Below are 24,316 nucleotides of genomic sequence, written 5' to 3' on the forward strand. Positions count from 1 at the left end.
GAACTCAGTTGGTGGTTTCGAGCTTGGCCGCCTCGGTGAGGCGCAGGATCTCGCCGGAGATCGCCTCGGGCGTCAGGCCGAAATGTTCGTAGACCGTCGGTCCCGGGGCCGAGAAGCCGAAGGTCGGAACGCCGAAAATGTGGTCCGAGCGACCGGTGAAGCGTTCCCAGCCGAACGGTGATGCCGCTTCGATGGCGAAGCGCGGCGCGTTGCCAAGCACTTCCGCCCGGTAGCGCCCGTCCTGTTCGGCGAACCGCTCCCAGCACGGCATCGAGACGACAGCCGCGTCGATGCCATGGGTTGCGAGCAGTCGGCGGACGTCGATCGCGAGGCTGACCTCGGATCCGGATGCGAGCAGAGTGAGGTCGCGTCGCGCGCCGCCCGCCAGCACATAGGCACCGCGGCGGGACAGCATCTCGTCCGTGGCCGTCAGGCGCACTTGCGGCACCTTCTGGCGCGCCGCGACCATGACGCTCGGGCCGATGCCGGCGACCGCGTCGTACCAGCATTCGAGCGCCTCGACCGCGTCGGCCGGCCGATAGACCCGGAGGCCCGGGATCGTGCGCAGCGACGCCACATGCTCGATCGGCTGGTGGGTCGGGCCGTCCTCGCCGACGCCGATGGAATCATGCGTCATCAGGAAGATGTCGCGGATCCCCATCAGGGCGGCGAGGCGGATGGCGGGGCGGGCGTAGTCGCTGAAGGTCAGGTAGGTGCCGGCATAGGGCGTGAAGCCGCCATGCAGCGCGATGCCGTTCAACGCCGCCGCCATGCCGTGCTCGCGAATGCCGAAGCTGATGTGGCGGCCGGCGAAATTTTGCGGCGTCAGCGGTTCCATGCCCTTCGGCTTCGAAAGCACGCTGGAGGTCAGGTCGGCCGAGCCGCCGACCAGTTCCGGCATCACGGCCGAAAGGACTGCCGTGGCGTTCAGGCTGCCTTGGCGGACCGGGATCGCGGCGGGATTGGCGACGAGGGCGGAAAGCGCTGACTCGACGGCTCCGCGCACATCCTCGCGCAGCTGGCCGGAGATGCGCCGTTCGAATTCGGATTTCGCCGGGCTGGCGGCGAGCCGCGCTTCCCAGGCCGCGCGGGCGTCGGTGCCGCGTCGGCCGGCCGATCTCCAGCTCGCCGCGATCGCATCCGGCACCTCGAAGGGCCCATGTGGCCAATCGAGCGCCTTGCGCATGGCGGCGACTTCCTCGGCCCCGAGGGGCGAGCCATGGGCGATGGAGAGCCCCTGTTTCGTCGGCGCGCCAAAGCCGATGCGCGTGCGCGCCGCGATCAGGGTCGGCCGATCGGAGGCCCTGGCAGCGGTGAGCGCCGCGTCGATGGCGTTAATGTCATGGCCGTCGACGGCGATCGTGTTCCAACCGGACGCCTGGAAGCGACGGCACTGGTCGTCGGAGGTGCTGACGCTGGTGGCGCCGTCAATCGTCGTGCTGTTGTCGTCGAAGACGATCGCGAGCTTGCCGAGCCCGAGATGGCCGGCGAGCGAGATCGCTTCCTGGCTGATACCTTCCATCAGGCAGCCGTCGCCGCAGAACACCCAGGTGCGGTGATCGACGAGATCGTCGCCGAACTCGGCGTTCAGCATGCGTTCGGCCAGCGCCATGCCGACGGCGGTGGCGATGCCCTGGCCGAGCGGCCCCGTTGTCGTCTCGATCGCGGCGAAATGGCCGTATTCCGGGTGCCCGGCGGCGAGCGCCCCGGCCTTGCGGAATTTCTGCAGTTCCGCGAGCGGGACATCGGCGTGGCCGGTCAGGTGCAGCAGCCCGTAAAGCAGCATCGAGCCGTGGCCATTCGACAGCACGAAGCGATCGCGATCCGGCCAGCGCGGGTCTGAAGCGTCGAACCGCAGATGACGGCCGAACAAAGTGGTGGCGAGGTCCGCCATGCCGAGCGGCATGCCCGGATGCCCGGTCCCCGCCTGTTCCACGGCATCGACGGCGAGGAACCGCAGAGCCGTTGCCATCTTTCCGAGATCGCCCTTGGAAGTCGTCACATCCACCACGTCGCCGCTCCTATCTAGACCCCTTGATCGCTAGGGCATCCGGCGGATTAAAACAATTGATTTCTTTAGTGTAATTTATTCATTTAAATGAGTGGCGCGCCGATCGTTGGAGGGGGCTACGTTCGATGGCAAGGCAGGATGCGACCGGCCGAGGGCCGGAGAGCGGTCTCAGTCGCCGTTCGGGCGAGACAGGGATGCGTAGCTCGCGACGGCCGGGAACATCGCCTTGAACGTCTCGAAGCGATGCTGGTAGGCCTCGGCCTGCTCGGCCAGGGGGCGAACCGCTTCGACCTTTTCCGGTGGCTTGGCGATCAAGGCGATGTCGACGCCGCTTTCGCCGATCATGGCGAGCCGGGCGGCACCCAGGGACGGGCCGAGATCGGCCTCGTCGTAGCGCGCGAGGTCGCGCCCCAGCAGCGTCGCCAGGATCCGGCACCAGAACAGGCTCTGCGCGCCGCCGCCGATCAGCCCGGGGACCGGGCAGGGGCTGCCGGCCTCGGTCAGGAGATCGTCGGCCTGGCGGATCGAAAAGGCGACGCCCTCGATCACCGCTTGCGCGATGTCGATCGGATCGGTCGCCGGGCTCAGTCCGAGAAACGCGCCGCGAAGATCGCCGTCGCCATGCGGGGTCCGTTCGCCGCTGAGATAGGGCAGGAACATCACAGATGACGGTCCGGCATAGCGGGCCTCGACCTTCGCCAGCAAGGCGCCGATATCGGCGGCGCCCGTCAGCTTGCTGGCCCAGGCCAGGGCGCTGGCGCCGTTCAGCATGGCCGCCATCTGGTACCAGCCGGGCGTGCAATGGGCGAAATTGTGCAGTACGAGGTCCGGCTTGGGCGCATAGCGGTCCTGCGCCACGAAATAGACCACGCCGGTGCCGAGCGAGATGAAGCCCGAGCCGGGTGCGGCGCAGCCGAGACCGATCGCCCCGGTTCCGACATCGGCGCCGCCGCAGGCGAGGGGTATGCCGGCGCGAAGGCCGAGCGCCCCGGCAATTGCCGGCCGCAGACGTCCGGCGATCTGGTAGCCCTCCATCAAAGGCGGCATCCAGCCGGGGTCTATGCCGAGCCCGTTCAGGATCGCCGGCGACCATTGCCGCCGCGCCTGATCAAACAGTTGCGTGCCGCCGGCGTCGGACATGTCGCTGGCGATCTCGCCGGTCAGCCACAGCCGCACATAGTCCTTCGCCAGCATCACATGGGCGATGCGGTCATAGTGCTTCGGCTCATTGTCGCGCATCCACAAGAGCTTCGCCGCGGTGAAGCTCGTCATCGGCACGACGCCGGAGATCTCCGCCAGGCCGGGCACGCGCGCGGCCATCGAGGTGCATTGCTCGGCACCGCGGCTATCGTTCCAGAGGATGGCCGGCCGGACGACCTGGTGATCGGCGTCGAGCGTGACCAGCGAATGCATCTGGCCCGAGAAACCGAGCGCGCGAACGGCGGCAAAGGCCTCCGGCTGGGCCTGGCGCAGCGAGGTCAGCACGGACTGCAGCGCTTCGATCCAGAGGGCCGGATCCTGCTCGCTGATGCCCGGCCCCGGGCGCGACGTTGCGTAGTCGCGGGTGGCGCGAGCCAGGGTCCGCTGGCTTTCGTCGACCAGGATAGCCTTGGTCGCCGTCGTTCCGACGTCGATCCCCAGATACATCGCCTTGCCCCCGCTTGCGTCGTCCGTCAGCTTTCCAGGGCCAGCAGCGCCTTGGCGCCGGCCTCGTCCGTGATCAGAGTGTTGCAGCCAACCCGCTTCATCGTGGCGCGAATGGCGATGGCGCGGCTGGCGCCTCCGGTCGCCAGCACGACGTGCCGCGCCTTGCTGACCGCGTCGAGATCGATCGACATGACGCGGTCGTTCAAAGCGTGCTCGACCGTCCGGCCTTCCGCATCCAGGAAATTGCACATCGCGTCGCCGACGCAGCCGGCCTCGACCAGTTCGTTCAGTTCCTGCGGCGAGATCAGGGTCTGCGACAGCGACGTGGCGGACGGACTGATGTCGCCGACGCTGATCACCGCGATGTCGAGATCTTCGGCCAGCCGGTACAGGCGATCCAGGCCGCAGCGGTCGATCAGATGGCGCTTGGTCTCGATCGAGTCGACCAGGAGCGGCGACAGGAAGAGGTAGCATTCGGCGCCGATCTGGCTGGCGAGCCGCCAGGAGAATTCGATCGGATTGGTAAGATGGGCCTCGAGCACGCCGCCAAGCAGCGAGACGACGCGCACGCGCTCGCGGCGGGCAGGGCGGAAGCTGGCGAGGGAGGCCGTCAGCGTGCGCCCCCAGCCGACGCCGATGGTGCAGTCATCGGTGATCGCCTCCGAGAGGAACTGGCCGAGCGCCAGTCCGACCGCCTTGGCGGTACCCTCCGTGTCGTCGGCGCCGGGCACGACGATCGCCTCGTCGAGGCCGAAGGTTTTTTCGAGCTTCACGGCGAGCTCGACGCACTCGCCGATCCCCTCATTGATCCAGAGCTGGACCTCGCCGCGCTTCACCGCCTCGTCGAGGGCGCGGATGATCGTCATCCGGCTGACGCCGAGCTTCTCGGCGACATCCTTCTGCGTCAGGCCCTGATTGTAGTAGAGCCACGCGGCGCGCAGCCGAAGCGACGACGTTTCGGAGAGGGCCTTCTGCGTGCCTCGTCTGAGCTTGACCACGATATTCCTCAGTTTGGCGGCGAAGACCGCGCGGCGCTAGGCGTTGGCGGTCAGGAAGGACTGGATCCAGCCATTGACCGACTTGAAGTCCTCGATCTGCGGCATGTGGCCGGTCGCGGCGAGGACATGCTGTTCGCCGCCGAACCGGGCGAGCCGGTCGCGGTCGAGCGGATTGATGGTGTCCTGTTCGCCCCAAATCGTCAGGCGGGGCATGCCGCTCGCGACGATCGCCGCGACGGTCGGCTGCAGGGCGTCGCCGAGACCCGGCAGGAGGGCGGCAATGGCCGTGATCGCCTCGCGCCGTCCCGGGCGACCGAGATGCGTCAGGACATGCGCCGCCATCGGCTTGTTGATCAGGCGCGGGCGCGCCACCAGCCTCTGCAGCAGGGCGAGCGCCGAGTCCGCATCGTTGAGCTTGCCAAAGCTGGCGGTGAAGTCCGGGTCGATGCCCTTGCCGAGGCCGGCTGGCGCGATCAGCACCAGCGAGCGCACGCGGTCGGGCGCCCGCTCGGCGAGCCGCAGCGCGACGGCGCCGCCCAGCGAATGCCCGACCAGATGTACGACGCCCTGGGTCCGCTCCGCCAGCCCGGCCAGCACCGCATCGACCAGGCCGTCCAGGCTGATGCTGGATGCCGGCTCCGCCTCGCCATGTCCCGGCAGATCAACGCCCCAGACCCGGAAGTCGGCGGCGAGTTGCGGCGCATTGGCCAGCCAGGAAAGGCGGTCCGCGCCGAAGCCGTGGATCAGCACGATTTCGGGCTGGCCGTCCTGCCCGCCCATCGCGTGGAAGGGCGCCGGAAGCGCGGCTGTCTTCGCCTCGGACATGGCGCTGTCGCTCACTCGGTCGCGATGATGGCGAGCGTCGTGCCGATCTCGGCGAGGTCGCCTTCCGGCACGACGATCTGCTTCAGGACGCCGGTCGCGGGCGCCTCGATCTCCATGCTGAGCTTGGTCGTCGTGACGACGAGGATCTGTTCGCCCTCGGTGACGGCGTCCCCCTCGCTCTTCAGCCATTCCGTCAGTTCGGCCTCGGTCGTCTCGTTGCCCAATTGCGGCATCAGCAGCGGAATATCCATCGTTTCCTCTCGGTATTTCTTGTCGAAGGCGCAGGAGCTTAGAGCGCCAGCCGTGCCAGTTCGAGGTCGTCCCAATTACGGACACCGCGGCGATTGACGCGCTTCTCCGGGAAGAAGTCGCTGGTGACGACGTCGAGAATATCCTCGACCTGCGGGAAATAGGTCGATTCCATCTCGGCACCCGGCACGATCCAGTTCGGCGAGCCCAGCACGCGCGGGGCAGCCTTGAGGTCGCCATAGGCGAAGCGGGTGATGTTGCTCGAAAGGGTCATCGCGAAGCTGCCGCGTTCGGAGGCTTCGGAAACCAGAAGCAGCCGTCCGGTCTTCCGAACCGATTCCAGTACCTTCTCATAGTGGAACGGGACCAGCGTGCGGGCGTCGATGATCTCGGCCGAAATGCCGTGATTGGTCTCCAGCTGCTCCGCCGCGGCGATCGCCGAATAGAGCGACGGGCCGATGGTCAGGATGGTGAGGTCCGATCCCACCCGCTTGATGTCGGGCTCGCCGATCGGCACGCGGAAATACTCGGTCGGCACGCCCTCGGGGCGGAACTGCTCGACGACGTCGTAGAGGCGCTGGCTCTCGAAGAAGACGACCGGATCGTCGCTCGAAAGGGCGGAGGCTAGCAATCCCTTGGCGTCATAGGGGGTCGCCGGATAGATCACCTTGAGGCCCGGAATATGGGCGACCAGCGCCGACCAATCCTGCGAGTGCTGGGCGCCGTATTTGCTGCCGATCGAACAGCGAAGCACGACCGGGACCTTGAGGGCGGCCGCCGACATCGACTGCCACTTGGCCATCTGGTTGAAGATCTCGTCGCCGGCGCGGCCGATGAAGTCGCCATACATCAGCTCGACCAGCGAGCGGCCGCCTTCCAGCGCATAGCCGACGGCGGTCGCGACGATGGCGGCTTCCGAGATCGGCGAATTGAACAGCCGGTCATGCGGGAGAATGTCGGAGAGGCCGCGATAGACGCCGAAGGCGCCGCCCCATTCCCGGCATTCCTCGCCATAGGCGATCAGGCTGGGGTCGTTGACCATGTGATGCAGCACGGATTCGAACAGGCCGTCCCGCAGCGTGATGGCGCGCATGGCGGAGAGCTTTTCGCCGGTCTCCGAGAGGCCGAAGCGGGCCTTCTTGGCGTTCTGGCGGATGCGGGCCGAGGTCTCCGGCTGCGCGATCAGCGGCGCCGGGGTGGCCGGAACCGGGATCTCGTTATGGCTGAACATCAGCTTGCCGATCAGGGTCGGATCGGCGCGGACGTCGACGATCGGCGCCGCTTCGGGATTGACGGCGGCGGCGGTGACGGCGGTGATCTGCGCGACCACCTGTTCGCGCAGGGCAGCGAGGCTCGCATCGGTCAGGATACCCTCGGCCAGGAGCTTTGCCTGGAACAGCGCGATCGGATCATGCGGCTCCCAGAGCTGCATCTCCTCGCGGGTGCGATAGGCGCTGGCATCGGTCGTCGAGTGGCCGCTGATGCGGTAGCACTCGACGTCGAGCAGGGCCGGGCCCTTGCCGTCGAGCAGCAGCGCCCGCTTGCGCGCCACGGCGTCGGCGACGGCCAGCGGATTGGATCCGTCGACGGTTTCCGCATGCATCGAGGCCGGATTGATCGCCGCGCCGATGCGCGACAGCCGATCCCAGCCCATCGTCTCGCCGATCGTCTGGCCGCCCATGGCGTAGAAGTTGTTGTTGAAGAAGAAGAGGACGGGCAGGCCGCCCTGCTTGTCGCCCCAGAGCGTGTCGAACTGCGCCATCGAGGCGAAATTCATCGCCTCCCAGACTGGGCCGCAGCCGGTCGAGCCGTCGCCGCTATTGGCGACGGTGATGCCCGTGGCGCCGCTCAGCTTCTTGCGCAGCGCCGCGCCGGTGGCGATGCCGCCCGAGGCGCCGACGATGGCGTTGTTCGGATAGGCGCCGAAGGGCGGGAAGAAGGCGTGCATGCTGCCGCCCATGCCGCCATTGAAGCCGTTGGCGCGCATGAAGATTTCCGCCAGCAGGCCGAACAGCAGGAAGTTCTCCGCCAGCGCCTTGCCCTCGCCGCCGAGATGCGACGTCACCGATTGCAGCAGCGCGCCGTCCTGGTGGCCGCCCATGATCGCCTGCAGCGACGCTTCGTCGAGCCGGGCGATCGCCGAGAGCCCCTTGGCGATGAATTCGCCATGGCTGCGATGGCTGCCGAAGATGTGGTCGTCGGGTTCGAGCGCCAGCGCCGCGCCTACCGCCGCCCCTTCCTGGCCGATGGAGAGATGGGCCGGACCCTTGTAGTTGAACGGGATGCCGGCGTAGGCGCCGGTCGCCTTGAACGAGCCGAGCATCGACTCGAACTCGCGGATGACGAGCATGTGCCGGAGGATTTCCGTCAGCGCCGCGTCGCCGCGCCGGGCCCGCTCCTCGGCGAAGGGCGTCGCATAGGCGTTGACCGGGATCTCGGCGAAGGAAAGCGTCGACTTTTGCCGCACGATCGCTGGATCGACGGTGATTTCCTTGGGCATGCTTTCCTCCATCGGCCATCGCCGGCAACCCGCCCTCGAAGCCCCGGCGGTGGCGATGCTGTCCTCGGGCTTCGGCACGTCACTATTGCGTCGCTGTTACATATGTCAACTCGAATTTGCAAAAGTTGGGATGGCGGTATTCACCGACCTCGACCGCAGAGGCGCCGACCGGGTGGAACCGCACGCCCGCGGCATGCGTTGATCCCCCGTTCCACGACATGGAGGTGCGACATGCCTCGGGGTGACAAATCGAAATACACCGACAAGCAGGAGCGCAAGGCCGACCATATCGCCGAGAGCTACGAGGCGCGCGGCGTCTCCGAGAAGGAGGCCGAACGGCGTGCCTGGGCGACCGTCAACAAGGATGATGGCGGCGGCAAGAAATCGGGTTCGGGCCGAGGCGCCCATACCGGCCATCCCGCCGCGCATAAGGGTGGCGAGAAGGGCGGAGCGGCATCGGCGGCGCGACCGGCGGCAGAACGTTCGGCCTCGGCCAGGAAGGCGGCCGCGACACGCAAGCGCAATGTCGAGCATGCGCATGGCTGATGGCGCCGGCGGGCGAGAGCGCCAATCCGTTCGCGTCCCCCACCTGCGACCGTCCAGCGAAGGAGTTGAAGATGGACCAGAGAGTCGGGCTTTCCCCACAGGAGCCACAATCGACGACGACGCGGGCGCGGCAAGCGATCGCGCCGCATCGGCTGCGCTATATGCTGGGTGCGGGTATCGCGGCCGTCGTGCTAGGTTTCCTCGCTGTCTACTTCCTCGTCACGTGAGGGTGCGACCATGGCGCCCCGCTCGTTCTGGAAGGGCTATCTGAAGCTATCGCTGGTCACCTGTCCGGTGGCGATGGTGCCGGCGACGACGGATAACGAGAAACTTCGATTCCACACGCTGAACCGCGCCACGGGAAACCGCGTCGTCAGCCAGTATGTCGATCTGGAGACGGGCGAGGCCGTCGAGGACGACGATCAGGTCAAGGGCTACGAGCGCGGCGAGGACGAGTATCTGATGCTGGAGGACGACGAGATCGCCTCGGTCGCCCTCGAAAGTACCCGCACCATCGACATCGAAAGCTTCGTGCCGAGCGATGCCATCGACTGGATCTGGTACGACAAGCCGCATTATCTCGTGCCCGACGATCCGGTCGGCGAGGAGGCGTTTTCCGTCATTCGCGACGCCATGGCCGCGACCGGCACGGTCGGCATTTCGCGGCTGGTGCTCTACCGGCGCGAACGCGCGGTGATGCTGAAGCCGCGCGACGCCGGCATTGAGCTCTGGACGCTGCATTTCGGCGACGAGATCCGCGAGGAGGGCGCCTATTTCGAGGGCATCGAAGCGTCGAAGCCGGATCCGAAGCTGATGCAGATGATGCAGACCTTGATCCAGGAACGGACCAAGGCGTGGTCGCCGGCGCTCGTCAGCGATCCCGTGCAGGACAAGCTGCTGGAAATCATCGCCGCGAAGAAGAAGGGCAGGAAGCCGGCAACTGCCAAGGCTCAGCCGAAATCGGAGGGCAATGTCGTCAGTATCCTCGACGCGTTGAAGCGGAGCCTGGCGGCGGACGGCAAGTCCGGCGGCAAGGCTGGCCCCTCCAAGGGCAAGTAGATCAGGCTTTCTTCGACGGCTTGCCATCCTGCAGCGGCGCCGCCGCCTTGCGAAAATCGGCCCAGGGATCGGCGCGGAGCGCGGCAAGCCGGGTCGGCATGTTGAGCACGGTGAAATAGGCGGGGCCGATTCCGGGTGTCAGTTCGTCCCAGGCGAGCGGGGCGGAGACCGGGGCGCCCGGCCGCGCGCGGGTCGAATAGGGGGCGACGGCCGTCTGGCCGCGCTGGTTGCGCAGATAGTCGATCAGGATCTTGCCCGGCCGTTTCGCCTTGGCGATCGTCGCGACATAGGCGTCGGGACTGTCGGCCGCCATGGCGTCGGCGATCCCCTTGGTGAACGCCTTGATCGCCGGCCACTCGGCCTTGGGCTTCAGCGGCGCGACGACATGCAAACCTTTGCCGCCGGACGTTTTGACGAAGGGCTCGAGCCCGGCATCGGCGAGACGCTGGCGAACCTCCTGGGCGGCGGCGATGACCGCTTCCCAGCCCGTGCCCTCGCCGGGGTCGAGGTCGAGGATGATCATGTCCGGTCGTTCCCATTCGGCGAGCGTCGAGCCCCAGGGATGGATCTCCAGCACGGCCGATTGAACCAGGGCAATCAGCCCGTCGAGATCCGCGATGCTGATCAATTGCTCGACTTCGGCCGTCGAGGGATCGTCGACCAGCCGGATCGCCGCGTTCAGGCCTTTCCAGGCGTTCTTCTGGAAGAACTGTTCGCCGCCGATCCCGCTCGGGCAGCGCAGCAGGGACAGCGGACGATCGGTGACGAAGGGTGCGATATGCGGCCAGACTTCGGCATAATAGTCGGCAAGGCCCTCCTTGGTGACGCCGTTATCCGGCCAGTAGATGCGGTCGGGGTGGGTCAGCTTGATGCCGTGATGCGGCACCTCGGCGGTGGTCTCCGCCTTCGCCTTGCCCGTCTCGACCATGCTCGGCTCCTCCCGGATGATTTCTTCGGCCGCCTTGTCCTCGCGCAGGCCACGGAACGCCGCGTGGCGCAGATGGCCGTCCGCTGTCCAGGCCCGGTACTCGACTTCGGCCACCAGTTCGGGTCGCACGAAGCGGACCTGCCGGCCTTCTTCCGCCGTCAGCGGCCGTCCGAACGGATTGGCCGTGACCCGCATGCGCTCCAGCCGCTGGTAGAGATCCTCGGCCAGGCGCGCGCTGAAGCCGGTGCCGACGCGGCCGACAGGCTGCAACGCGCCCCTCTCGTACACGCCCAGCACCAGCGAGCCGATGGCGCGCCGCGACGTCGTCGAGGGAACATAGCCGCCGATGACGAATTCCTGCCGACTTGAACTCTTCACCTTGAGCCAGCTCTTGCCGCGGCCGGAACGGTAGGGCGAATCCAGAACCTTGGAGACGATGCCCTCGAGGCCTAGCCGGCTCGCATGGCGAAAGACCTCCGCGCCGTCTTCCTCGAAATGCTGGCTGAAGCGAAGGAGTGATGCGCCCTGCGCGATCAGTGGCGCGAGGGCTTGCTTGCGCTCGGAGAGCGGCACCTCGCGAAGGTCATAGCCGTCGAGATGGAGGAGGTCGAAGGTGTAGAAGACGAAGCGATCGGAACGGCCTTCGCTCAGATCCGCCTGCAGAGCGGAAAAATCGGACACCCCGCCCGTCGTCTCGACCACCAGTTCCCCGTCGATCAGCGCGGTTCCGACGGGCAGCGCCTGCAGCGCGGCGACGATCTCCTTGCCGAATTTCTTGGTCCAGTCGAGACCCGTGCGGGTCGAGAGCTTGACCCGCCCCGCGCTCAGATGCGCCTGCAAGCGATAGCCGTCGAATTTGATCTCGTGGATCCAGCGCTCGCCCGATGGCGGGGTCGCCGCCAGCGAGGCCAAGGCGGGCTCGACGAAGGCCGGCAGCGCGGCCTTCTTCGCGCCGACAATCGTCGCCGGATCGGGCAGGGCAGGGGCAGGCTCTGCCGCTTCCTCGTCCCTCTCGGCGCGGGGCTTCTTCTTCGCTGATTTCTCGATCTTGCCTGTCTTCGACGACCAGCCCGGCTCTTCGCCGGCGACATCGGCGATGGCGCGTCCGGTCTTCACCGAATCGGGCGATTCCTCAAGGATGTCCGGCGCACCAGCGGGCCGCGCCTCCTCGTCCTCCGCCTTGATGAGCAACCAGTTCTCGCGCTTCTCGCGCGGCTTGCCCTGCATTTTCACAAGGTGCCAGCGGCCGCGCAGCTTTTCGCCTTTCAGTTCGAATTCCAGATGGCCCTTGGCATAACCCTTGTGCGGATCGCCGACGGGTTCCCAGCTGCCGCGATCCCAGAGGATCACGGTGCCGCCGCCATATTCGCCCTTCGGGATGGTGCCTTCGAAGCCGCCATATTCGAGCGGATGGTCCTCGACATGCACGGCGAGCCGCTTCTCGGCCGGATCGAGGCTCGGCCCACGCGTCACCGCCCAGCTCTTCAGGACGCCGTCCATCTCGAGCCGGAAGTCGTAGTGCAGTCGGGTCGCATCATGCTTCTGGATGACGAAGCTGTGGCCGGCCTTGGCCTTGGCTTTCGAGGGCTTGCGGCCGGCCGGTTCGGGCGTCGACTTGAAATCGCGCTTGCTGCGATAGGTTTCGAGCGTCGCGGCCATCTCAGCTAGCCCTCATGTCCGTCAGCTCGCCCCATGTCCGTCAACTCGCCTTGCGTCGTGGCGCGGTGGACTTGGCCGGCTTCGCGGCCGTCGCCGATCTATCACGCGCCGCGCCGCTCTTCTTCGCTGCCGGGGCTGCCTCGGCCTTGCCCATCCCGGCGCTTTCGCGCAGCGCCGCCATCAGGTCAACGACCTTGGCGGTTTTCTGCGGGGCCGGTGGCGTGAAGGTCTTGCCATCGAGCTTGGCTCGGACCAGTTCGGCCAGCGCGGCCTCATAGCGGTCGTGGAAACCGGCGGGATCGAAGCTGCCGCGCTTGGTTGCGATGATGTGTTCGGCCAGCTCCAGCATCTCGCCTTCGATCTTGAGCTTGGGGATGTCGTCGAACACCTCGCGCGCCGGCCGCACGGCGTAATCGAAGCTGAGCGTGGTGGCGATCATGCCATTGTCCTCGGCCCGGATCAGCACGCTGCGCATCCGGCGGAACAGCACGGCACGGGCAATCGCCACGGCGCCGCTGGCGCGCATGCCGTCGCGGATCAGCGCGAAGGCTTCCTGCGCCGGCCGGTCGGCGGGTGTCAGGTAGTAGGGGCGATCGAAATAGACGTCGTCGATCGCATCGGCGGGGACAAAGGTTTCGACGGAGAGCGTCTTGTCGCTTTCCGGCTGCGCGGAAGCGATTTCCTCGGCATCAATCTGGACATACTCGCCGGCGGCCACTTCATAGCCCTTGACCTGGTCTTCGCTTTCGACCGGCTTGCCGGTGTCCTGGTCGACGAACTGCCGGCGAATGCGGTTGCCGGTATTGCGGTTGAGGGTGTGGAAAGTGATGCGCTCGGAGGTGGAGGCCGCCGTATGGAGCGCGACCGGACAGATGATCTCGGCGACTTTCAGATAGCCTTTCCAGACTGCACGGGGAGCCATCGGCAACTCCTACGCCACGCGACACCGGCCGCCGTCCGGCGGTCAGAACGGAGTCCAATGACGGAGGGGCGGTTTTGGTTCCCAGGCGACGGATACGAGCCGGCTTGCGCTGGCCCGTATCCGTCGGAAGTCGGCAGCGCCTAGGCGAACGGCGTCTCGTCGAGGAAGCGCTCGAGCACGTTCCAGGTGATGCGCGAGACGTTGTTGTCATAGTCGTTGTGCAAGAGCGAGCCGCACCAGGCGATCGACGAGGTAGCGAACAGCGCGCCGCCGGAAGGCGTCTCGCCGAAGGCCAGATCGGCATGCACGCGCTCGTTCTGGTCGCCGCCGAGATTGGGCGGCACCACGCCGAACTCCTCGTTGACCAGCATCATCATGGCGCTGTGGCCGTCCGAGGAAGCGAGCCGCAGCATGTTGGGCGGACCGCCGAGATTGGGCGTGATGCAGTCGAGCTCGATGCCGGCCGCACCACCGCCGACGAGGCCGAAATCACCGATGATCTCGTCCGGCACGTCCTTGAAGATGAAGGCCGCGCGTGGATTGTCGGCGTCGGGCGCGCGGCGGTAGTAGGTCGAGATGTCGAAGCCCTGGGCGATGAAGCCGACGCCGGCCATCACGTTGGGGGCGCGGCCGATGCGGCGCCAGAGACCGCCGAACTCGCCGTTGAACGACTGGTAGTATTCGCCCGGCTCCGCCGCCCAGGTGCGGATGCCGTCCTCGGCGCGACGCACCTCGATGACGCCGGGCTCGGTCTTGTGGAAGCCGATGCGCCAGTACCAGCCATTGCCGCCCATATACATGAGCCGGCCGCCGCGATCGATCCACGCCTTCATGCCGTCCCACATAGCCGTCGAGTGGTATTCGGGATGGGTGCCGGTGATGACGACGCGGTAGTCGGCGAGGAGGTCGTAGCCTTCCTCGTGCAGGTCCTCGTCGGTGATCAGGTCGTAGTCGACGCCCTTGTGGTCGAGCCAGTCGAACAGATGCGTGTCGGCATTGTACTGGTAGAGGGCCGAGCCGGGGCCGCCGAGCCAGGAATGGTAACGCGGCGAGAAGTTGAGGTTCGGCCGCAGCCGGCTCGAATAGCAGACGCCCGAGCCGTCGGCATGGGTGTCGTATTGCGAGCCGCCCAGTTCCGGGTGGTCGTACATGTAGAGATCGGCGTGGCCGAAGGTAAGCAGCCGGCCCATCTGCCGCTCCGCGCCGCGCGCCGTGATGTGTTCGGCGTGGTTGCAGTAGGAGAGGTAGGACATGGTCGGCGCCAGCACGAGGACGGGCGGGCGCTTGCCGCGCTTCGCCTTGTCGCGCGGCGGGCGGACGAAGAACGGGATGTAGGTCTCGCGTGTCGCCGTCTCGTCGCTGTCGCCGGCGCGGGCATGCAGCGCATAGGCGCCGCTCTTCAGATCCTCGGGGATCGTCAGCGAGACCGAGGTCTCCCATCCGGCGTCATAGATGTCGTCATGGTGGAAATGCACCGCGCCGTAGTGTTCGGGCTTGTTCGGCCAGGCGTGTTCCTCGCCGGTCCAGTTGTGGCCCTTCATGCCGCGCGCCGGCATCTGCATCAGCCGGCCATGCCGGCGATGCGGGCCGATGTCGACGGCCTGCACGCTCTCGATCTCGCGGGAGAAGTCCCAATGTGCGAGGACCGCGTTCCGGACGTCGCGCGGCGCGGTGCCGGCCAGCAGGGCGTCATGGTCGGCGTGGGTACGCAGGCCCGAAAGCAGGATCGGCCCGTCGATCTTGCCGTCGAAATGATGCCCCATCGTGCCGTCCGCCTCGGGCTTTCCGGCGAGGAAGAAGGGCACGTCCACGGCGCGCGCCGCGACCCGGACGCGGCCACGGAACTGGCCGTGGTCGCGGATCACCGCGAAGGGCACAAGCGGGCGCTGGTCGAGCGTGACCTCGCCGCTGGCCGGATCAAAGGTGGCGGCCAGCTGGTACCATTGCCGCTCCAGCATCGGATGATCGACGCGAACGGTTTCCAGTCCACCGGCGCCGTCGCCGACGGTCAGCGACAGCCGGCCCATATCGCCGATGCCGATCGTGAAGCCTGCCTGGGTCGCGGCATCCCATTGCGCGGCGATGACCTGCTCGCCGCGCTTCGGCAGCGTCGGCCAGACGAAGCCGAGAAAGGTGAAGGTCCGGCCGGCCACCGGCGGCAGGCCTTCGGAGACCATGTAGGAGCCGGCGTCGATCCGCTGCGGCCTGCCGGCATGGCTGCCGTCGATCCCGGTCGGGATGTGCGGAAACTTGAGGCCGGGACCGGCGGGATTGCAGTCACCATTGACGACCCGGACCAGCCGGGCCTCGAACCGGTCGCCCTCTTCGAGCGAAATCTTGAAGGCGATCTCCTCGCCCGGAGCAACGCTGTAGCGGTCCGGATAACCGACGATCTTGAGCATGGAATGAAATCCAGATTGGCGCGTGAAACGGGATCGCCGCGGCCGGCGATCGACTGTTCGGGACTGCGGTCAGTCGCGCAGCGGCCGGTTGATGCTTTCGCCCGTCAACAGGCGCCAGCGGCGGCGGAACACTTCCCATTCCGCTTCTTCGATGTCGGTGAAGACCGGGCCGTCCTCGATCGCGATCGGTTCGCGGCGGTCCACCGGCATCATGCCGAGCACCCATTCCTCGAACGGACGCTTGCAGACCAGCACCACCTGCTTTCCCGACGGATCGTGGCGCATCGTGTTGAGGAGGCGCTGCAGACCAGGGCTATGCGCCCCGATCGGCTTCTGGCGAAACTCCTCGATGTAGTGTCGATCTTTGTCCGGATCGATCTTGTAGACCATGAAGCACTCCCCCTGCGCGGCACTCTACAATGGAAACTGAAGCAACTCCGACAAGACAAGGCCCGCCGCGCCCAGCAGGGCCGCGCGGTCTTCCGTCTCGCCGATCGCGAAGCTGATCTCCCCCCCGCTTCGCGATGGTACGAGAGCGCGGACGTGCCGGGCAATCGCCTTGGCCATGATTTCCCCGCCACCGACGACGTCGCCGTGCAGGACATAGAAGTTTGGCGCCACGGTCTGCTGCAGATTGGCGATGCCGACCGCGACGTTGCGGGCATAGCGATCGAGCAGGTCCTCCGCCCCCGGCGCGCCGTCGCGCGCGAGTTCGACCAGGCGGCGTGAATGGATATCGTCCGGCGCGTCGATGCCGATTTCGCGGGCCTGGCGGCGCAGCCAGCCAAGCGTCGCGATCGTCTCCCAGCAGCCGCGACGGCCACAGGAGCAGATGTCGCCGTCGACCTGCACGAAGGTATGGCCGAGCTCGCCGCCGGCGCCGCTCTGGCCTCGATAGAGATGGCCGCCGAGATAGAGCGCGCCGCCGAGCACTTCACCGGTATAGACGGCGGCAAAGGTCTGCAGGCCGCGCCCCTTGCCGAACCAGCGGTCGCCGACGAGCAGGGCGCGCGGATGGTGGTCGAGCAGGGCGGGCAGGCCGAACCGTCTCGTCAGCATGTCGCCGAGTTCGAAGCCGTTCAACACTGGTGCCAGGTTGACCGCGATGACGGCGCGCCGGTCGGTATCGACCATGCCGCCGACGGCGACGCCGATGCCGAGCGGTTCGCGCCGGGCGGCCGCCAGCGTGCGCGCCGTGCAGAGTTCGATGGCGCGCTCGACATCGGCGATGCGAGGGCGTTCGACGGGAAAGGGTTCGCTCTCCTCCGCCGAGATCGTGCCGGCCAGTGTCACCAGGCAGGTATGCACCGCGTCCGGCATCAGCAGCATGCCGCAGATCGGGCGGGCTTCTGGCGAGAACCAGAGCGGCCGGGCCGGCTTGCCACCGGATTCACTCGGCCGGATCGGCTTGCCCTCGACCAGAACCTGCTGGTCGAGCAGCGGCTGCACAATGCCGGAAATCGTGGTGCGGTTGACGCCGGCCAGGCGCGCGAGCTCGGCCCGGCTGGTCGGGCCGAGGTCGAACAAGGTCTGCAGCACCCGGCCACGATTGGCCGAGCCAACCATGGCAGAGGAAAGCAGGGAACGGCCGGGACTGACGGTCTTGAGGTCGCTCGCCGCGTCCTCCTCGTCCATCGACCAGCGTTGCGCCGACGTTTCGCGCTCCAATCCGTCCTCGTCATGCTTGCGGGCCGCTCGCGCGGATCCTCGCTGATATCTGAAACCGGCCGGGCACGCGCGCTTCCAGTGCGGCTTCCGAATTAATTTCTAGCCGAACATCGGGTCGTTGACGAGTTAAAATGTTTGTGCGAGCCTCATACTAACAAGTCGATCCGAACGGAATGACAGCCTTCGAAGGGAACCGAGGCTGTTGGTCACGTCGAGCAACTGTGTTCGTCACGAAGAACGATCGTCAGGCGTGGATCTGACGGCGCCAATGCTTCCAAGAGGAGAGTGGGGACATGTCTGGATTTGATTTCAATCTTTCCCGTCGCGGCCTGCTGAAAAGCGGCGTCGCCCTGGCCGGCACGGCGGCGATCGGCGGCGGCCTGGCGCCCCGCCCGGCGCGGGCCGCTGACACGACCTTGCGCGTGCTGCTCGCCGGAGATCCGTTCTACTATGCGATCGAAGGCCTGAAGGATCAGTTCCAGCAGGAGACCGGCATCAAGCTGGCGATCGAGGCGATCTCGCTCGAGGCCCTGCAGGCCCGGCTCACCTCATCCTTCATCAGCAACGAGCCGGATGCCGACGTCATTTCGGTCGATCAGATGTGGCTCGGCCAGTATCTCGAAAGCAAGTGGATCCATCCGCTCAACGAGCTGATCAAGGCGGACAGCGACGTCAACGTCGAGGACTATATCCCGGAAGTCCTCTATTCGATGAACACCTGGCGCGGCCAGGTCGGCACGCTGCCGGTGGCCGCTTATGGCCAGATGGTTCTCTACCGCAAGGATTTCGTCGAGAAGGCCGGCATCAGCGTGCCGGAGGACGGCAGCTGGTCGTGGGAGCAGTATCTCGCCGCCATCCAGAAGATGAACGGTCAGGATTTTGACGGCCACAAGATGAGCGGCACCGTGCTCGCCGGCCAGCAGCCGGCGCCGGTCGTGCACATGTACAGCCAGCTCGCCGCCAGCATGGGCACGCGCTGGTTCAAGGACTTCCCGGCAGGAACGCCGTGGGATTTCCAGCCGACGATCAACAGCCCGGAAAACCTCGCGGCGCTCAAGATCTTCTCGGAGCTCTACAAGAACGCCCCGGCGGAGTCGGTCGGCTATAACTGGTTCGACGCCGGCATGCGCTTCGCCAAGGGCGATGTCGGCATGTTCTACTGGTGGACGCCCTATGCCTACCTTTGCAAGAAGGACGGCTATATGAGCGGCAAGGACTCGGTCGTCGCCGACAAGCTCGGCATGGCCCGCCTGCCCAAGGGGCCCGGTGAACAGGTCGTCTCGCTCGGCGGCCACAGCCTCGGCATCACGGCGAACACCGCCAATCGCGACGCCGCCTGGCAGTTCGTCAAATGGGCGACCTCGGCCAAGACGCAGAAGGCGATGGGCCTCTACGACAAGTATGGCCACCAGTTCTCCGACTTCGCCCGCAAGTCGCTCTACAGCGATCCGGAACTCCTGAAGATCTATCCGCATCTGACCGCCCAGCTCGGCGATCTTGAGCGCGGCAACGGCAAGATCGTGCGCCCGCCATGCCCGGTCTACACGACGCTGGAGGGCATCTACGGCCTCAACCTCAACAAGGTCCTGACCGGCCAGCTGACCCCCGAAGCCTGTCTCTCGGAGACCTCGACCTTCTTCGAGACGATCCTCAAGGGCAACTTCCTGATCCCGTACCAGCAGGCTTCCTATGACGACACGCTGGATGCCACCAAGGCTTTGCTGAAGTCCTTGGCCTGAACCAGGAAGCCGGGATCCTCCCAAGCGATCCGGGCTCGACTAAGAGCGGGCGGGGCCTTCCTCCCAGCCCTGTCCGCTCTCTTTTCGATTGGAGCGTCCATGTCCGCTGTTTCCATCGCCGCGCCTTCGCGGGCGCGACGGCGCCTGCCTGACTATACGCCGTGGCTCCTGATCAGCCCGTCGATCCTGCTCCTGCTGGCGCTGATCGCCTTCCCGCTGCTGTTCGCGCTGAAGAACAGCTTCTACTTCTGGAACCTGCAGATGGGCCCGGCGCCGATGGGTTTCATCGGCCTCGACAACTATCGCATGGCGCTTTCGAACGGCATGTTCCTCGGCTCGCTCTGGACCACGCTGCAGATGACGCTGGTCGGCACAGCGATCGAATTCTGTCTCGGCCTTGCCATCGCGCTGCTGCTGCTGCGCCGACTGCCCGGCATCAAGCTGACCCGCGTGCTGCTGATCATGCCGACCACGATCGCGCCGATCGTCGTCGGCTTCCTGTTCCGCTACATGTACGATCCGAATGGCGGGCTGATCCCCTGGCTGCTGACATCGGCCGGTATTCCGCTGCCCGCCGCCGGCCTGCTCGGCTCGCCGTCGACGGCACTCTGGGCCGTGCTTTTCGCCGATATCTGGCAGTGGACGCCGTTCTTCGCGATCGTGCTCTACGCGGCGCTGCTCGCCGTGCCCGGCGAGATCGTCGAGGCGGCGCGGGTCGACGGCGTCTCGCCCTGGAAACAGCTGCTGTACGTCAAGCTGCCGCTGATCCGCAAGACGGCGCTGATCATCGTGATGCTGCGCTTCATGCAGATCTTCAACACGTTCGACCTCGTGGTCGTGCTGACCAAGGGCGGGCCGGGAACCGCCAGCCGTACCCTCGGCTACAGCCTCTATCAAGCGGGGCTGGTCGATTTCAACATAGGCCTCTCCAGCGCCATGACCTGGATGATGGTGATCATCGTCAACGCCATCATCGGTCTGTTCGTTTTTTTCGCGTTCAAGGATTGGGACTGATGGAAGGCTCGGAAAGCGCTACCGGCCGCTGGCTTGGCATAGCAGCCATGGTGCTGTTGCTGCTGGTCTTCATCGGCCCGATCGTCTGGTTCATCCTGCTCGCGATCCGGCCGGCGGAGACCTATTTCGCCATGCCGCCGGTTCTCTCCTTCACGCCGAACTGGGAGTCGATCCGCTATACCTTCTTTGATCCCGGCAACAACGCGCCGCAGCTCGGCAACAGCCTGATCGTCGCGATCGGCGCGGTCGCGCTCAACCTGCCGTTCTCGTTCCCCGCCGCCTATGCGCTGTCGCGCTACAAGATCCGCGGCCGCAAGCACATCATGCTCTGGTATCTCGGCCTGCTGATGGCGCCGCCCGTCGCCTTCCTCATTCCCTATTCGGTCCTCGCCAGCATGGCGGGCGTGAAGGGGACCTATTTCTCGATGATCCTGATCTCGCAGACCCTGACCATTCCTTTCTCGGTCTGGCTGATGCGGAGCTTCATCGACGAGGTGCCGATCGAGATCGAGGAAGCGGCCCGCATCGATGGCGCCGGAACGACGACGATCCTGCTCAAGTTCATCCTGCCGATGGTGATGCCGGGCCTTATCGTCACCTCGATGTTCGCCTTCGTGTTCTCGTGGAACAACGCGGCCTTCCCGCTGGTGCTGGCCAATCGTAGTACGACGACGCTGCCGGTCGGCACGCTGCAATATTTCGGTACTGCCGGCGTCACCTGGGGCTTCATCGCCTCGGCCGCCGTCGCTGCCATGATCCCGCCCATGCTGATCTTCCTCGTGCTCGACCGCTATGTCGTCCGAGGCCTGACTTTTGGTTCCGTGAAAGGATGATACGGAAATGACGTCATCGCGTAGAATTCGCTTCGGCGTGGTGGGGGCGGGCCTCTGGGGCTCGTTCCATTGCAAGACGCTGAGCTCGATCGCCGGCGCTGAACTCGCCGCCGTCTGCGATCTGAACCCCGAGCGTGTCGCCGAGATGCAGAAGCAGTTCGGCGCGGCCAAGGCCTATACCGACTATCGCGAGCTGATCGCCGATCCCGACATCGACGCGGTGACGGTTGCCACTCCCGATTTCGCTCATGGCGACATCGTGCTGGCGGCGATAAAGGCCGGCAAGCACGTGATGAGCGAGAAGCCGCTGGCGACGACCCTGGCCGAGGCCGAGGCGATCGCCGACGCCGCCGATCGTAGCGGCCGCAAGGTCATGGTCGATTTCCACAATCGCGTCAGCCCGGGCATTGTCGCCCTGCGCGACACGATCGCGGCGGGCGATATCGGCCTGCCACTGCATGGCGCGGCGCGCCTCTCCAACACGCTGTTCGTGCCGTTCGAGCTGCTCTCCTGGGCCGGCAAGTCCTCGGCGCTCTGGTTCCTCGGCAGCCATTCGGTCGATGCGCTGCGCTTCGTCATGGGCTCCGAGGTCAAGCGTGTGCAGGCGATGGTGCGGCGCGGCTTCCTCGCTTCGCAGGGCGTCGACACGGCCGACGTGCATGTCGCGGTGCTCGAATTCGAGAACGGCGCCGTCATCTCGCTGGAGAATAGCTGGGTGCTGCCGAACGACATGCCGAATATCGTCGATTTCCGCATCGAGATTGTCGGCGAGAAGGGGCTGGTCCAGGTCGAGCCGACCCAGGCCGGGCCGTTCCGGAAGTTTACCGGCGCGGGCCTGCGCGGCGCGGATCTGTTCGGCGTTACGCCGGCGGCCGGTGGCCGCATCGGTGGCTTCGTCATGGAGGCGATCGCCCGCTTCATTGATGCCGTCGCCACCGACGCACCCGTCATCGCCAATGCGCGCGACGGCCTGCAGGTGACCCGCGTGCTCGCGGCGATCGAGAAGGCGGCTGCGACGGGGCAGACGGTCACGCTCGCCGACGGCGTCTGATCGGGCGCGACTACCGAGCCAACAAAAAAGGGCGGCGGCGCGGTTCATCCGCGCCACCGCCCTTCTTGTTTCGGGTGTTGGCGACTACTTCACCGCGCCAGCGGTCAGGCCCTTGACGATGTAGCGCTCGAGGAAGATGCCGACGATGGCGAGCGGCGCGATCGCCGCCGTCGACAGCGCCGCCATCGACCACCAGTTGATGCCCTGCGAGCCGGTCTGGCTCGCGACCATCACGGGCAGCGTGTTGGCGTTGGTCGAGGTCAAAAGCGCTGCGAAGAAATACTCGTTCCAGCAGAGCACGACCGACAGGATGAAGGCGGCGACCATGCCGGGCAGCGAGATCGGCAGCACGATCCGCAGGAACGCGCCCCAGGTCGAGCAGCCGTCGACGAGGGCCGCCTGTTCGAGCTCGACCGGGATGCCGCGGAACTGGTCCCGCATGATCCAGATCACGATCGGCAGCACCATCAGCGTGTAGACGACGATCAGGCCGATCCGCGTGTCGAGCAGCGCCAGCTCCTTGTAGAGAACGAGGAACGGCATGGCGAGCACGACCGGCGGCAGGATCAGCTGCGACAGGAAGAAGAACGAGATGTCGCGGTTGCGCCAGATCGCGAACTTGTAGTCGAAGCGAACGAGGCCGTAGGCGGCGAGCGAGCCGAGCACGACGGCCAGCAGCGATGCGCCGATCGCCATGATGGCCGAGTTCAGGAAGCGCTTCATGAACTCTTCGCGCACCGTCGAAGTGTTGAAGATCGTGTCCGGCGACAGGCCGATCGAGCGCCAGCCACGCCAGTCCGGCGTGTAGTCGACCCAGGGGATCAGGTGGCCCTGGGTGACATCGACCGCGACCTTGAACGAGGTCGTGATCGTCCAGTAGATCGGGAACAGCGCGATGAAGGTCCACAGCAGCAACAGGCCGTAGATCGCGACCTTGGCGGCGATACGCTTGGTGTTGCTGGCGAACTCGCTCTGCGGCTCGCGATAGGTATAGGGCTTGCTGCGGGTGGCCATGCCGGATTGTGCTTTCATAATCGTGGCCATCACCCGGTCACCCGCTTCATCCAGCGGCTCGAACCCCAGAGCAGCAGCGCGACGAAAAGGGCGATCAGGATGAAGTAGAACTCGGCCACCATGGTGCCGTAGCCGACATTCGACCTGTCTCGGTATTCACGGAAGATGAAGCTCGACACCGTGTCGGTGGCGCCGCCGGGACCGCCGGAGGTGACTGTGATGACGATGTCGGCGAGCTTCAGCTGGAAGATGATGCGGATGATGATCGCGGTGATCGAGACCGGTAGCATCAAGGGGAAGATGATCTGCCAGAACGAGCGCCAGGGGCTAGCACCATCGACCTTGGCGGCTTCCAGGATCTCCTTCGGCAACGCCTGCAGGCCGGCGAGGAGTAGGATCATCACGAACGGGATCCAGACCCAGGCGTCCATCGCCATGATCGAGAAGCGGGCGATCCAGGGCGAGGCGAAGAAGGCCGGGTTTTCCCAGCCGAGGAAGCGGGCCAGCGTCGCCGCCGGGCCGAAGCGATATTCCATCAGCGACTTGCCGACCATCCAGCCGACGGCGACGGGGCTCAGCATGAATGGCATCAGGAAGGCGACGCGGAAGAATTTTCGCGCGCGGATCTCGGCGTTGAGCAGCATGGCGAGGCCGAAGGCGATAGCGTATTGCACCAGCACCGCCAGCACGTAATAGGCCATGTTGCGCAGCGCGTTCCAGAAATAGCCGTCATTCATCAGCGCCCAGAAATTGGCGAGGCCATTGAACGAGCGCCCCTCGAACGAGGCGAGGTTCCAGTCGGTGAAGGCGATGTAGAGACCGGCGACGGTGGGGAAGATCACCACCGCGACGGTGAACAGGATGGCAGGCAGCACGAACAGCGCCCGCTTGCCGCCTTCACCGCGGATCATCACCTGGCCGACGCCGAGCGCCACGCCCCAGGCAAGATAGGCGTAGAGGACCGGGCGCCAGTTGGAAAAGCCGATATCGGTCTGGCCGGCGGCGTAGAAACCCTGGAGTATGGCGATCGCGGCGAGCGCGATCGTCGCCAGCGTGATCAGCCATTTTCCGGCCGTCCGGCGTGCCTCGGGAATATCGTGAGCCGCGATCGTATCGTGCGCGGCCGCTGTCGAGGTCTGCATGGTGGTTCGCTTCGTCAAAGAGCGTCGCAACGACGCTTGCAGAAAAAAGCGGCTGGCGACGCGTCAGCGCCGCCAGCCCCGGATGATCAGCAGGTAAGACCTGCTTGGC

Annotated in this window: 20 protein-coding genes; 7 read left to right on the forward strand and 13 right to left on the reverse strand. The window is 66.1% G+C overall.

Features of this window, described 5'->3' with window-relative positions:
- Nucleotides 1-4: 4 nt before the first annotated feature.
- The 6 genes from tkt to G342_RS0104590 all read right to left on the reverse strand — a co-directional run bounded on the left by tkt (nucleotide 5) and on the right by G342_RS0104590 (nucleotide 8,230).
- Nucleotides 5-2,011 carry a transketolase gene (tkt, locus tag G342_RS0104565; protein WP_018181924.1) on the reverse strand — a complete coding sequence of 669 codons (2,007 nt, stop codon included), beginning with the start codon at nucleotides 2,009-2,011 and terminating at the stop codon, nucleotides 5-7.
- Nucleotides 2,012-2,179: 168 nt separating this feature from the next.
- Nucleotides 2,180-3,658 (reverse strand): xylulokinase, encoded by a 1,479-nt coding sequence (xylB, locus tag G342_RS0104570; RefSeq protein ID WP_018181925.1) that lies wholly within the window; start codon nucleotides 3,656-3,658, stop codon nucleotides 2,180-2,182.
- Nucleotides 3,659-3,684: 26 nt separating this feature from the next.
- Complete coding sequence (locus G342_RS0104575) at nucleotides 3,685-4,656, reverse strand: sugar-binding transcriptional regulator (RefSeq protein WP_018181926.1); 972 nt, start codon at nucleotides 4,654-4,656, stop codon at nucleotides 3,685-3,687.
- Nucleotides 4,657-4,692: 36 nt separating this feature from the next.
- Complete coding sequence (locus G342_RS0104580) at nucleotides 4,693-5,481, reverse strand: alpha/beta fold hydrolase (RefSeq protein WP_018181927.1); 789 nt, start codon at nucleotides 5,479-5,481, stop codon at nucleotides 4,693-4,695.
- Nucleotides 5,482-5,492: 11 nt separating this feature from the next.
- Nucleotides 5,493-5,732, reverse strand: a complete 240-nt coding sequence (locus G342_RS0104585; protein ID WP_018181928.1) for a biotin/lipoyl-containing protein — start codon at nucleotides 5,730-5,732, stop codon at nucleotides 5,493-5,495.
- Between the two features lie 38 nt (nucleotides 5,733-5,770).
- Complete coding sequence (locus tag G342_RS0104590; protein ID WP_026304123.1) at nucleotides 5,771-8,230, reverse strand: alpha-ketoacid dehydrogenase subunit alpha/beta; 2,460 nt, start codon at nucleotides 8,228-8,230, stop codon at nucleotides 5,771-5,773.
- 231 nt (nucleotides 8,231-8,461) lie between these two features.
- Between G342_RS0104590 and G342_RS0104595 the strand changes: the two genes are divergently transcribed.
- The 3 genes from G342_RS0104595 to ku (G342_RS0104605) all read left to right on the forward strand — a co-directional run bounded on the left by G342_RS0104595 (nucleotide 8,462) and on the right by ku (G342_RS0104605) (nucleotide 9,835).
- Nucleotides 8,462-8,776, forward strand: a complete 315-nt coding sequence (locus G342_RS0104595; protein WP_018181930.1) for a hypothetical protein — start codon at nucleotides 8,462-8,464, stop codon at nucleotides 8,774-8,776.
- Between the two features lie 71 nt (nucleotides 8,777-8,847).
- The gene (locus G342_RS0104600; RefSeq protein ID WP_156830805.1) at nucleotides 8,848-9,003 is read left to right on the forward strand and encodes a hypothetical protein; all 156 of its coding nucleotides are present in this window, start codon (nucleotides 8,848-8,850) and stop codon (nucleotides 9,001-9,003) included.
- A 10-nt stretch (nucleotides 9,004-9,013) separates the two neighbouring features.
- Nucleotides 9,014-9,835: a non-homologous end joining protein Ku gene (gene ku / locus G342_RS0104605; RefSeq protein ID WP_018181932.1), complete on the forward strand. Its 822-nt coding sequence runs from the start codon at nucleotides 9,014-9,016 to the stop codon at nucleotides 9,833-9,835.
- A gap of 1 nt (nucleotide 9,836) precedes the next feature.
- Here the strand turns inward: ku (G342_RS0104605) and ligD are convergent, their stop codons facing one another.
- From ligD to G342_RS0104630, 5 genes are all read right to left on the reverse strand, one after another.
- Nucleotides 9,837-12,422, reverse strand: a complete 2,586-nt coding sequence (gene ligD, locus G342_RS0104610; protein WP_018181933.1) for a DNA ligase D — start codon at nucleotides 12,420-12,422, stop codon at nucleotides 9,837-9,839.
- A gap of 40 nt (nucleotides 12,423-12,462) precedes the next feature.
- Entirely contained in the window at nucleotides 12,463-13,344 is an 882-nt protein-coding gene (gene ku, locus G342_RS0104615; RefSeq protein WP_018181934.1) for a non-homologous end joining protein Ku, read from the reverse strand.
- Nucleotides 13,345-13,484: 140 nt separating this feature from the next.
- Nucleotides 13,485-15,746 (reverse strand): N,N-dimethylformamidase beta subunit family domain-containing protein, encoded by a 2,262-nt coding sequence (locus G342_RS0104620; protein WP_018181935.1) that lies wholly within the window; start codon nucleotides 15,744-15,746, stop codon nucleotides 13,485-13,487.
- 69 nt (nucleotides 15,747-15,815) lie between these two features.
- On the reverse strand, nucleotides 15,816-16,136 hold the full coding sequence (locus tag G342_RS0104625; protein ID WP_018181936.1) for a N,N-dimethylformamidase alpha subunit family protein: 321 nt from the start codon (nucleotides 16,134-16,136) through the stop codon (nucleotides 15,816-15,818).
- 24 nt (nucleotides 16,137-16,160) lie between these two features.
- Nucleotides 16,161-17,381 carry an ROK family protein gene (locus G342_RS0104630; protein ID WP_018181937.1) on the reverse strand — a complete coding sequence of 407 codons (1,221 nt, stop codon included), beginning with the start codon at nucleotides 17,379-17,381 and terminating at the stop codon, nucleotides 16,161-16,163.
- A gap of 326 nt (nucleotides 17,382-17,707) precedes the next feature.
- Here G342_RS0104630 and G342_RS0104635 point away from each other — a divergent pair, with 326 nt between their 5' ends.
- From G342_RS0104635 to G342_RS0104650, 4 genes are all read left to right on the forward strand, one after another.
- Nucleotides 17,708-19,153: an extracellular solute-binding protein gene (locus tag G342_RS0104635; RefSeq protein WP_018181938.1), complete on the forward strand. Its 1,446-nt coding sequence runs from the start codon at nucleotides 17,708-17,710 to the stop codon at nucleotides 19,151-19,153.
- A 99-nt stretch (nucleotides 19,154-19,252) separates the two neighbouring features.
- On the forward strand, nucleotides 19,253-20,167 hold the full coding sequence (locus G342_RS0104640) for a carbohydrate ABC transporter permease (protein WP_018181939.1): 915 nt from the start codon (nucleotides 19,253-19,255) through the stop codon (nucleotides 20,165-20,167).
- A complete protein-coding gene (locus G342_RS0104645) occupies nucleotides 20,167-21,000 on the forward strand; it encodes a carbohydrate ABC transporter permease (protein ID WP_018181940.1) in 834 nt (277 codons plus the stop codon). Before G342_RS0104640 ends, G342_RS0104645 begins: the two co-directional genes overlap by 1 nt.
- Before the next feature lie 7 nt (nucleotides 21,001-21,007).
- A complete protein-coding gene (locus tag G342_RS0104650; RefSeq protein WP_040878233.1) occupies nucleotides 21,008-22,051 on the forward strand; it encodes a Gfo/Idh/MocA family protein in 1,044 nt (347 codons plus the stop codon).
- A gap of 84 nt (nucleotides 22,052-22,135) precedes the next feature.
- Here G342_RS0104650 and G342_RS0104655 read toward each other — a convergent pair whose 3' ends face one another.
- Together G342_RS0104655 and G342_RS0104660 are read right to left on the reverse strand one after the other, a co-directional pair.
- On the reverse strand, nucleotides 22,136-23,065 hold the full coding sequence (locus G342_RS0104655; RefSeq protein ID WP_026304124.1) for a carbohydrate ABC transporter permease: 930 nt from the start codon (nucleotides 23,063-23,065) through the stop codon (nucleotides 22,136-22,138).
- Nucleotides 23,066-23,094: 29 nt separating this feature from the next.
- Nucleotides 23,095-24,207 (reverse strand): carbohydrate ABC transporter permease, encoded by a 1,113-nt coding sequence (locus G342_RS0104660; protein WP_018181943.1) that lies wholly within the window; start codon nucleotides 24,205-24,207, stop codon nucleotides 23,095-23,097.
- Nucleotides 24,208-24,316 lie beyond the last annotated feature (109 nt).

Origin of the sequence: Kaistia granuli DSM 23481 (genome assembly GCF_000380505.1) — a bacterium.
Taxonomy (GTDB): domain Bacteria; phylum Pseudomonadota; class Alphaproteobacteria; order Rhizobiales; family Kaistiaceae; genus Kaistia; species Kaistia granuli.

Bases quoted from the DNA above. Each gene is read 5' to 3' on its own strand.
- xylB (WP_018181925.1), bottom strand. From the start codon at position 3,658: ATGTATCTGGGGATCGACGTCGGAACGACGGCGACCAAGGCTATCCTG.
- G342_RS0104580 (WP_018181927.1), bottom strand. From the start codon at position 5,481: ATGTCCGAGGCGAAGACAGCCGCGCTTCCGGCGCCCTTCCACGCGATG.
- G342_RS0104585 (WP_018181928.1), bottom strand. From the start codon at position 5,732: ATGGATATTCCGCTGCTGATGCCGCAATTGGGCAACGAGACGACCGAG.
- G342_RS0104590 (WP_026304123.1), bottom strand. From the start codon at position 8,230: ATGCCCAAGGAAATCACCGTCGATCCAGCGATCGTGCGGCAAAAGTCG.
- G342_RS0104595 (WP_018181930.1), top strand. From the start codon at position 8,462: ATGCCTCGGGGTGACAAATCGAAATACACCGACAAGCAGGAGCGCAAG.
- G342_RS0104600 (WP_156830805.1), top strand. From the start codon at position 8,848: ATGGACCAGAGAGTCGGGCTTTCCCCACAGGAGCCACAATCGACGACG.
- ku (WP_018181932.1), top strand. From the start codon at position 9,014: ATGGCGCCCCGCTCGTTCTGGAAGGGCTATCTGAAGCTATCGCTGGTC.
- ligD (WP_018181933.1), bottom strand. From the start codon at position 12,422: ATGGCCGCGACGCTCGAAACCTATCGCAGCAAGCGCGATTTCAAGTCG.
- ku (WP_018181934.1), bottom strand. From the start codon at position 13,344: ATGGCTCCCCGTGCAGTCTGGAAAGGCTATCTGAAAGTCGCCGAGATC.
- G342_RS0104620 (WP_018181935.1), bottom strand. From the start codon at position 15,746: ATGCTCAAGATCGTCGGTTATCCGGACCGCTACAGCGTTGCTCCGGGC.
- G342_RS0104625 (WP_018181936.1), bottom strand. From the start codon at position 16,136: ATGGTCTACAAGATCGATCCGGACAAAGATCGACACTACATCGAGGAG.
- G342_RS0104630 (WP_018181937.1), bottom strand. From the start codon at position 17,381: ATGGACGAGGAGGACGCGGCGAGCGACCTCAAGACCGTCAGTCCCGGC.
- G342_RS0104635 (WP_018181938.1), top strand. From the start codon at position 17,708: ATGTCTGGATTTGATTTCAATCTTTCCCGTCGCGGCCTGCTGAAAAGC.
- G342_RS0104640 (WP_018181939.1), top strand. From the start codon at position 19,253: ATGTCCGCTGTTTCCATCGCCGCGCCTTCGCGGGCGCGACGGCGCCTG.
- G342_RS0104645 (WP_018181940.1), top strand. From the start codon at position 20,167: ATGGAAGGCTCGGAAAGCGCTACCGGCCGCTGGCTTGGCATAGCAGCC.
- G342_RS0104650 (WP_040878233.1), top strand. From the start codon at position 21,008: ATGACGTCATCGCGTAGAATTCGCTTCGGCGTGGTGGGGGCGGGCCTC.
- G342_RS0104655 (WP_026304124.1), bottom strand. From the start codon at position 23,065: ATGGCCACCCGCAGCAAGCCCTATACCTATCGCGAGCCGCAGAGCGAG.
- G342_RS0104660 (WP_018181943.1), bottom strand. From the start codon at position 24,207: ATGCAGACCTCGACAGCGGCCGCGCACGATACGATCGCGGCTCACGAT.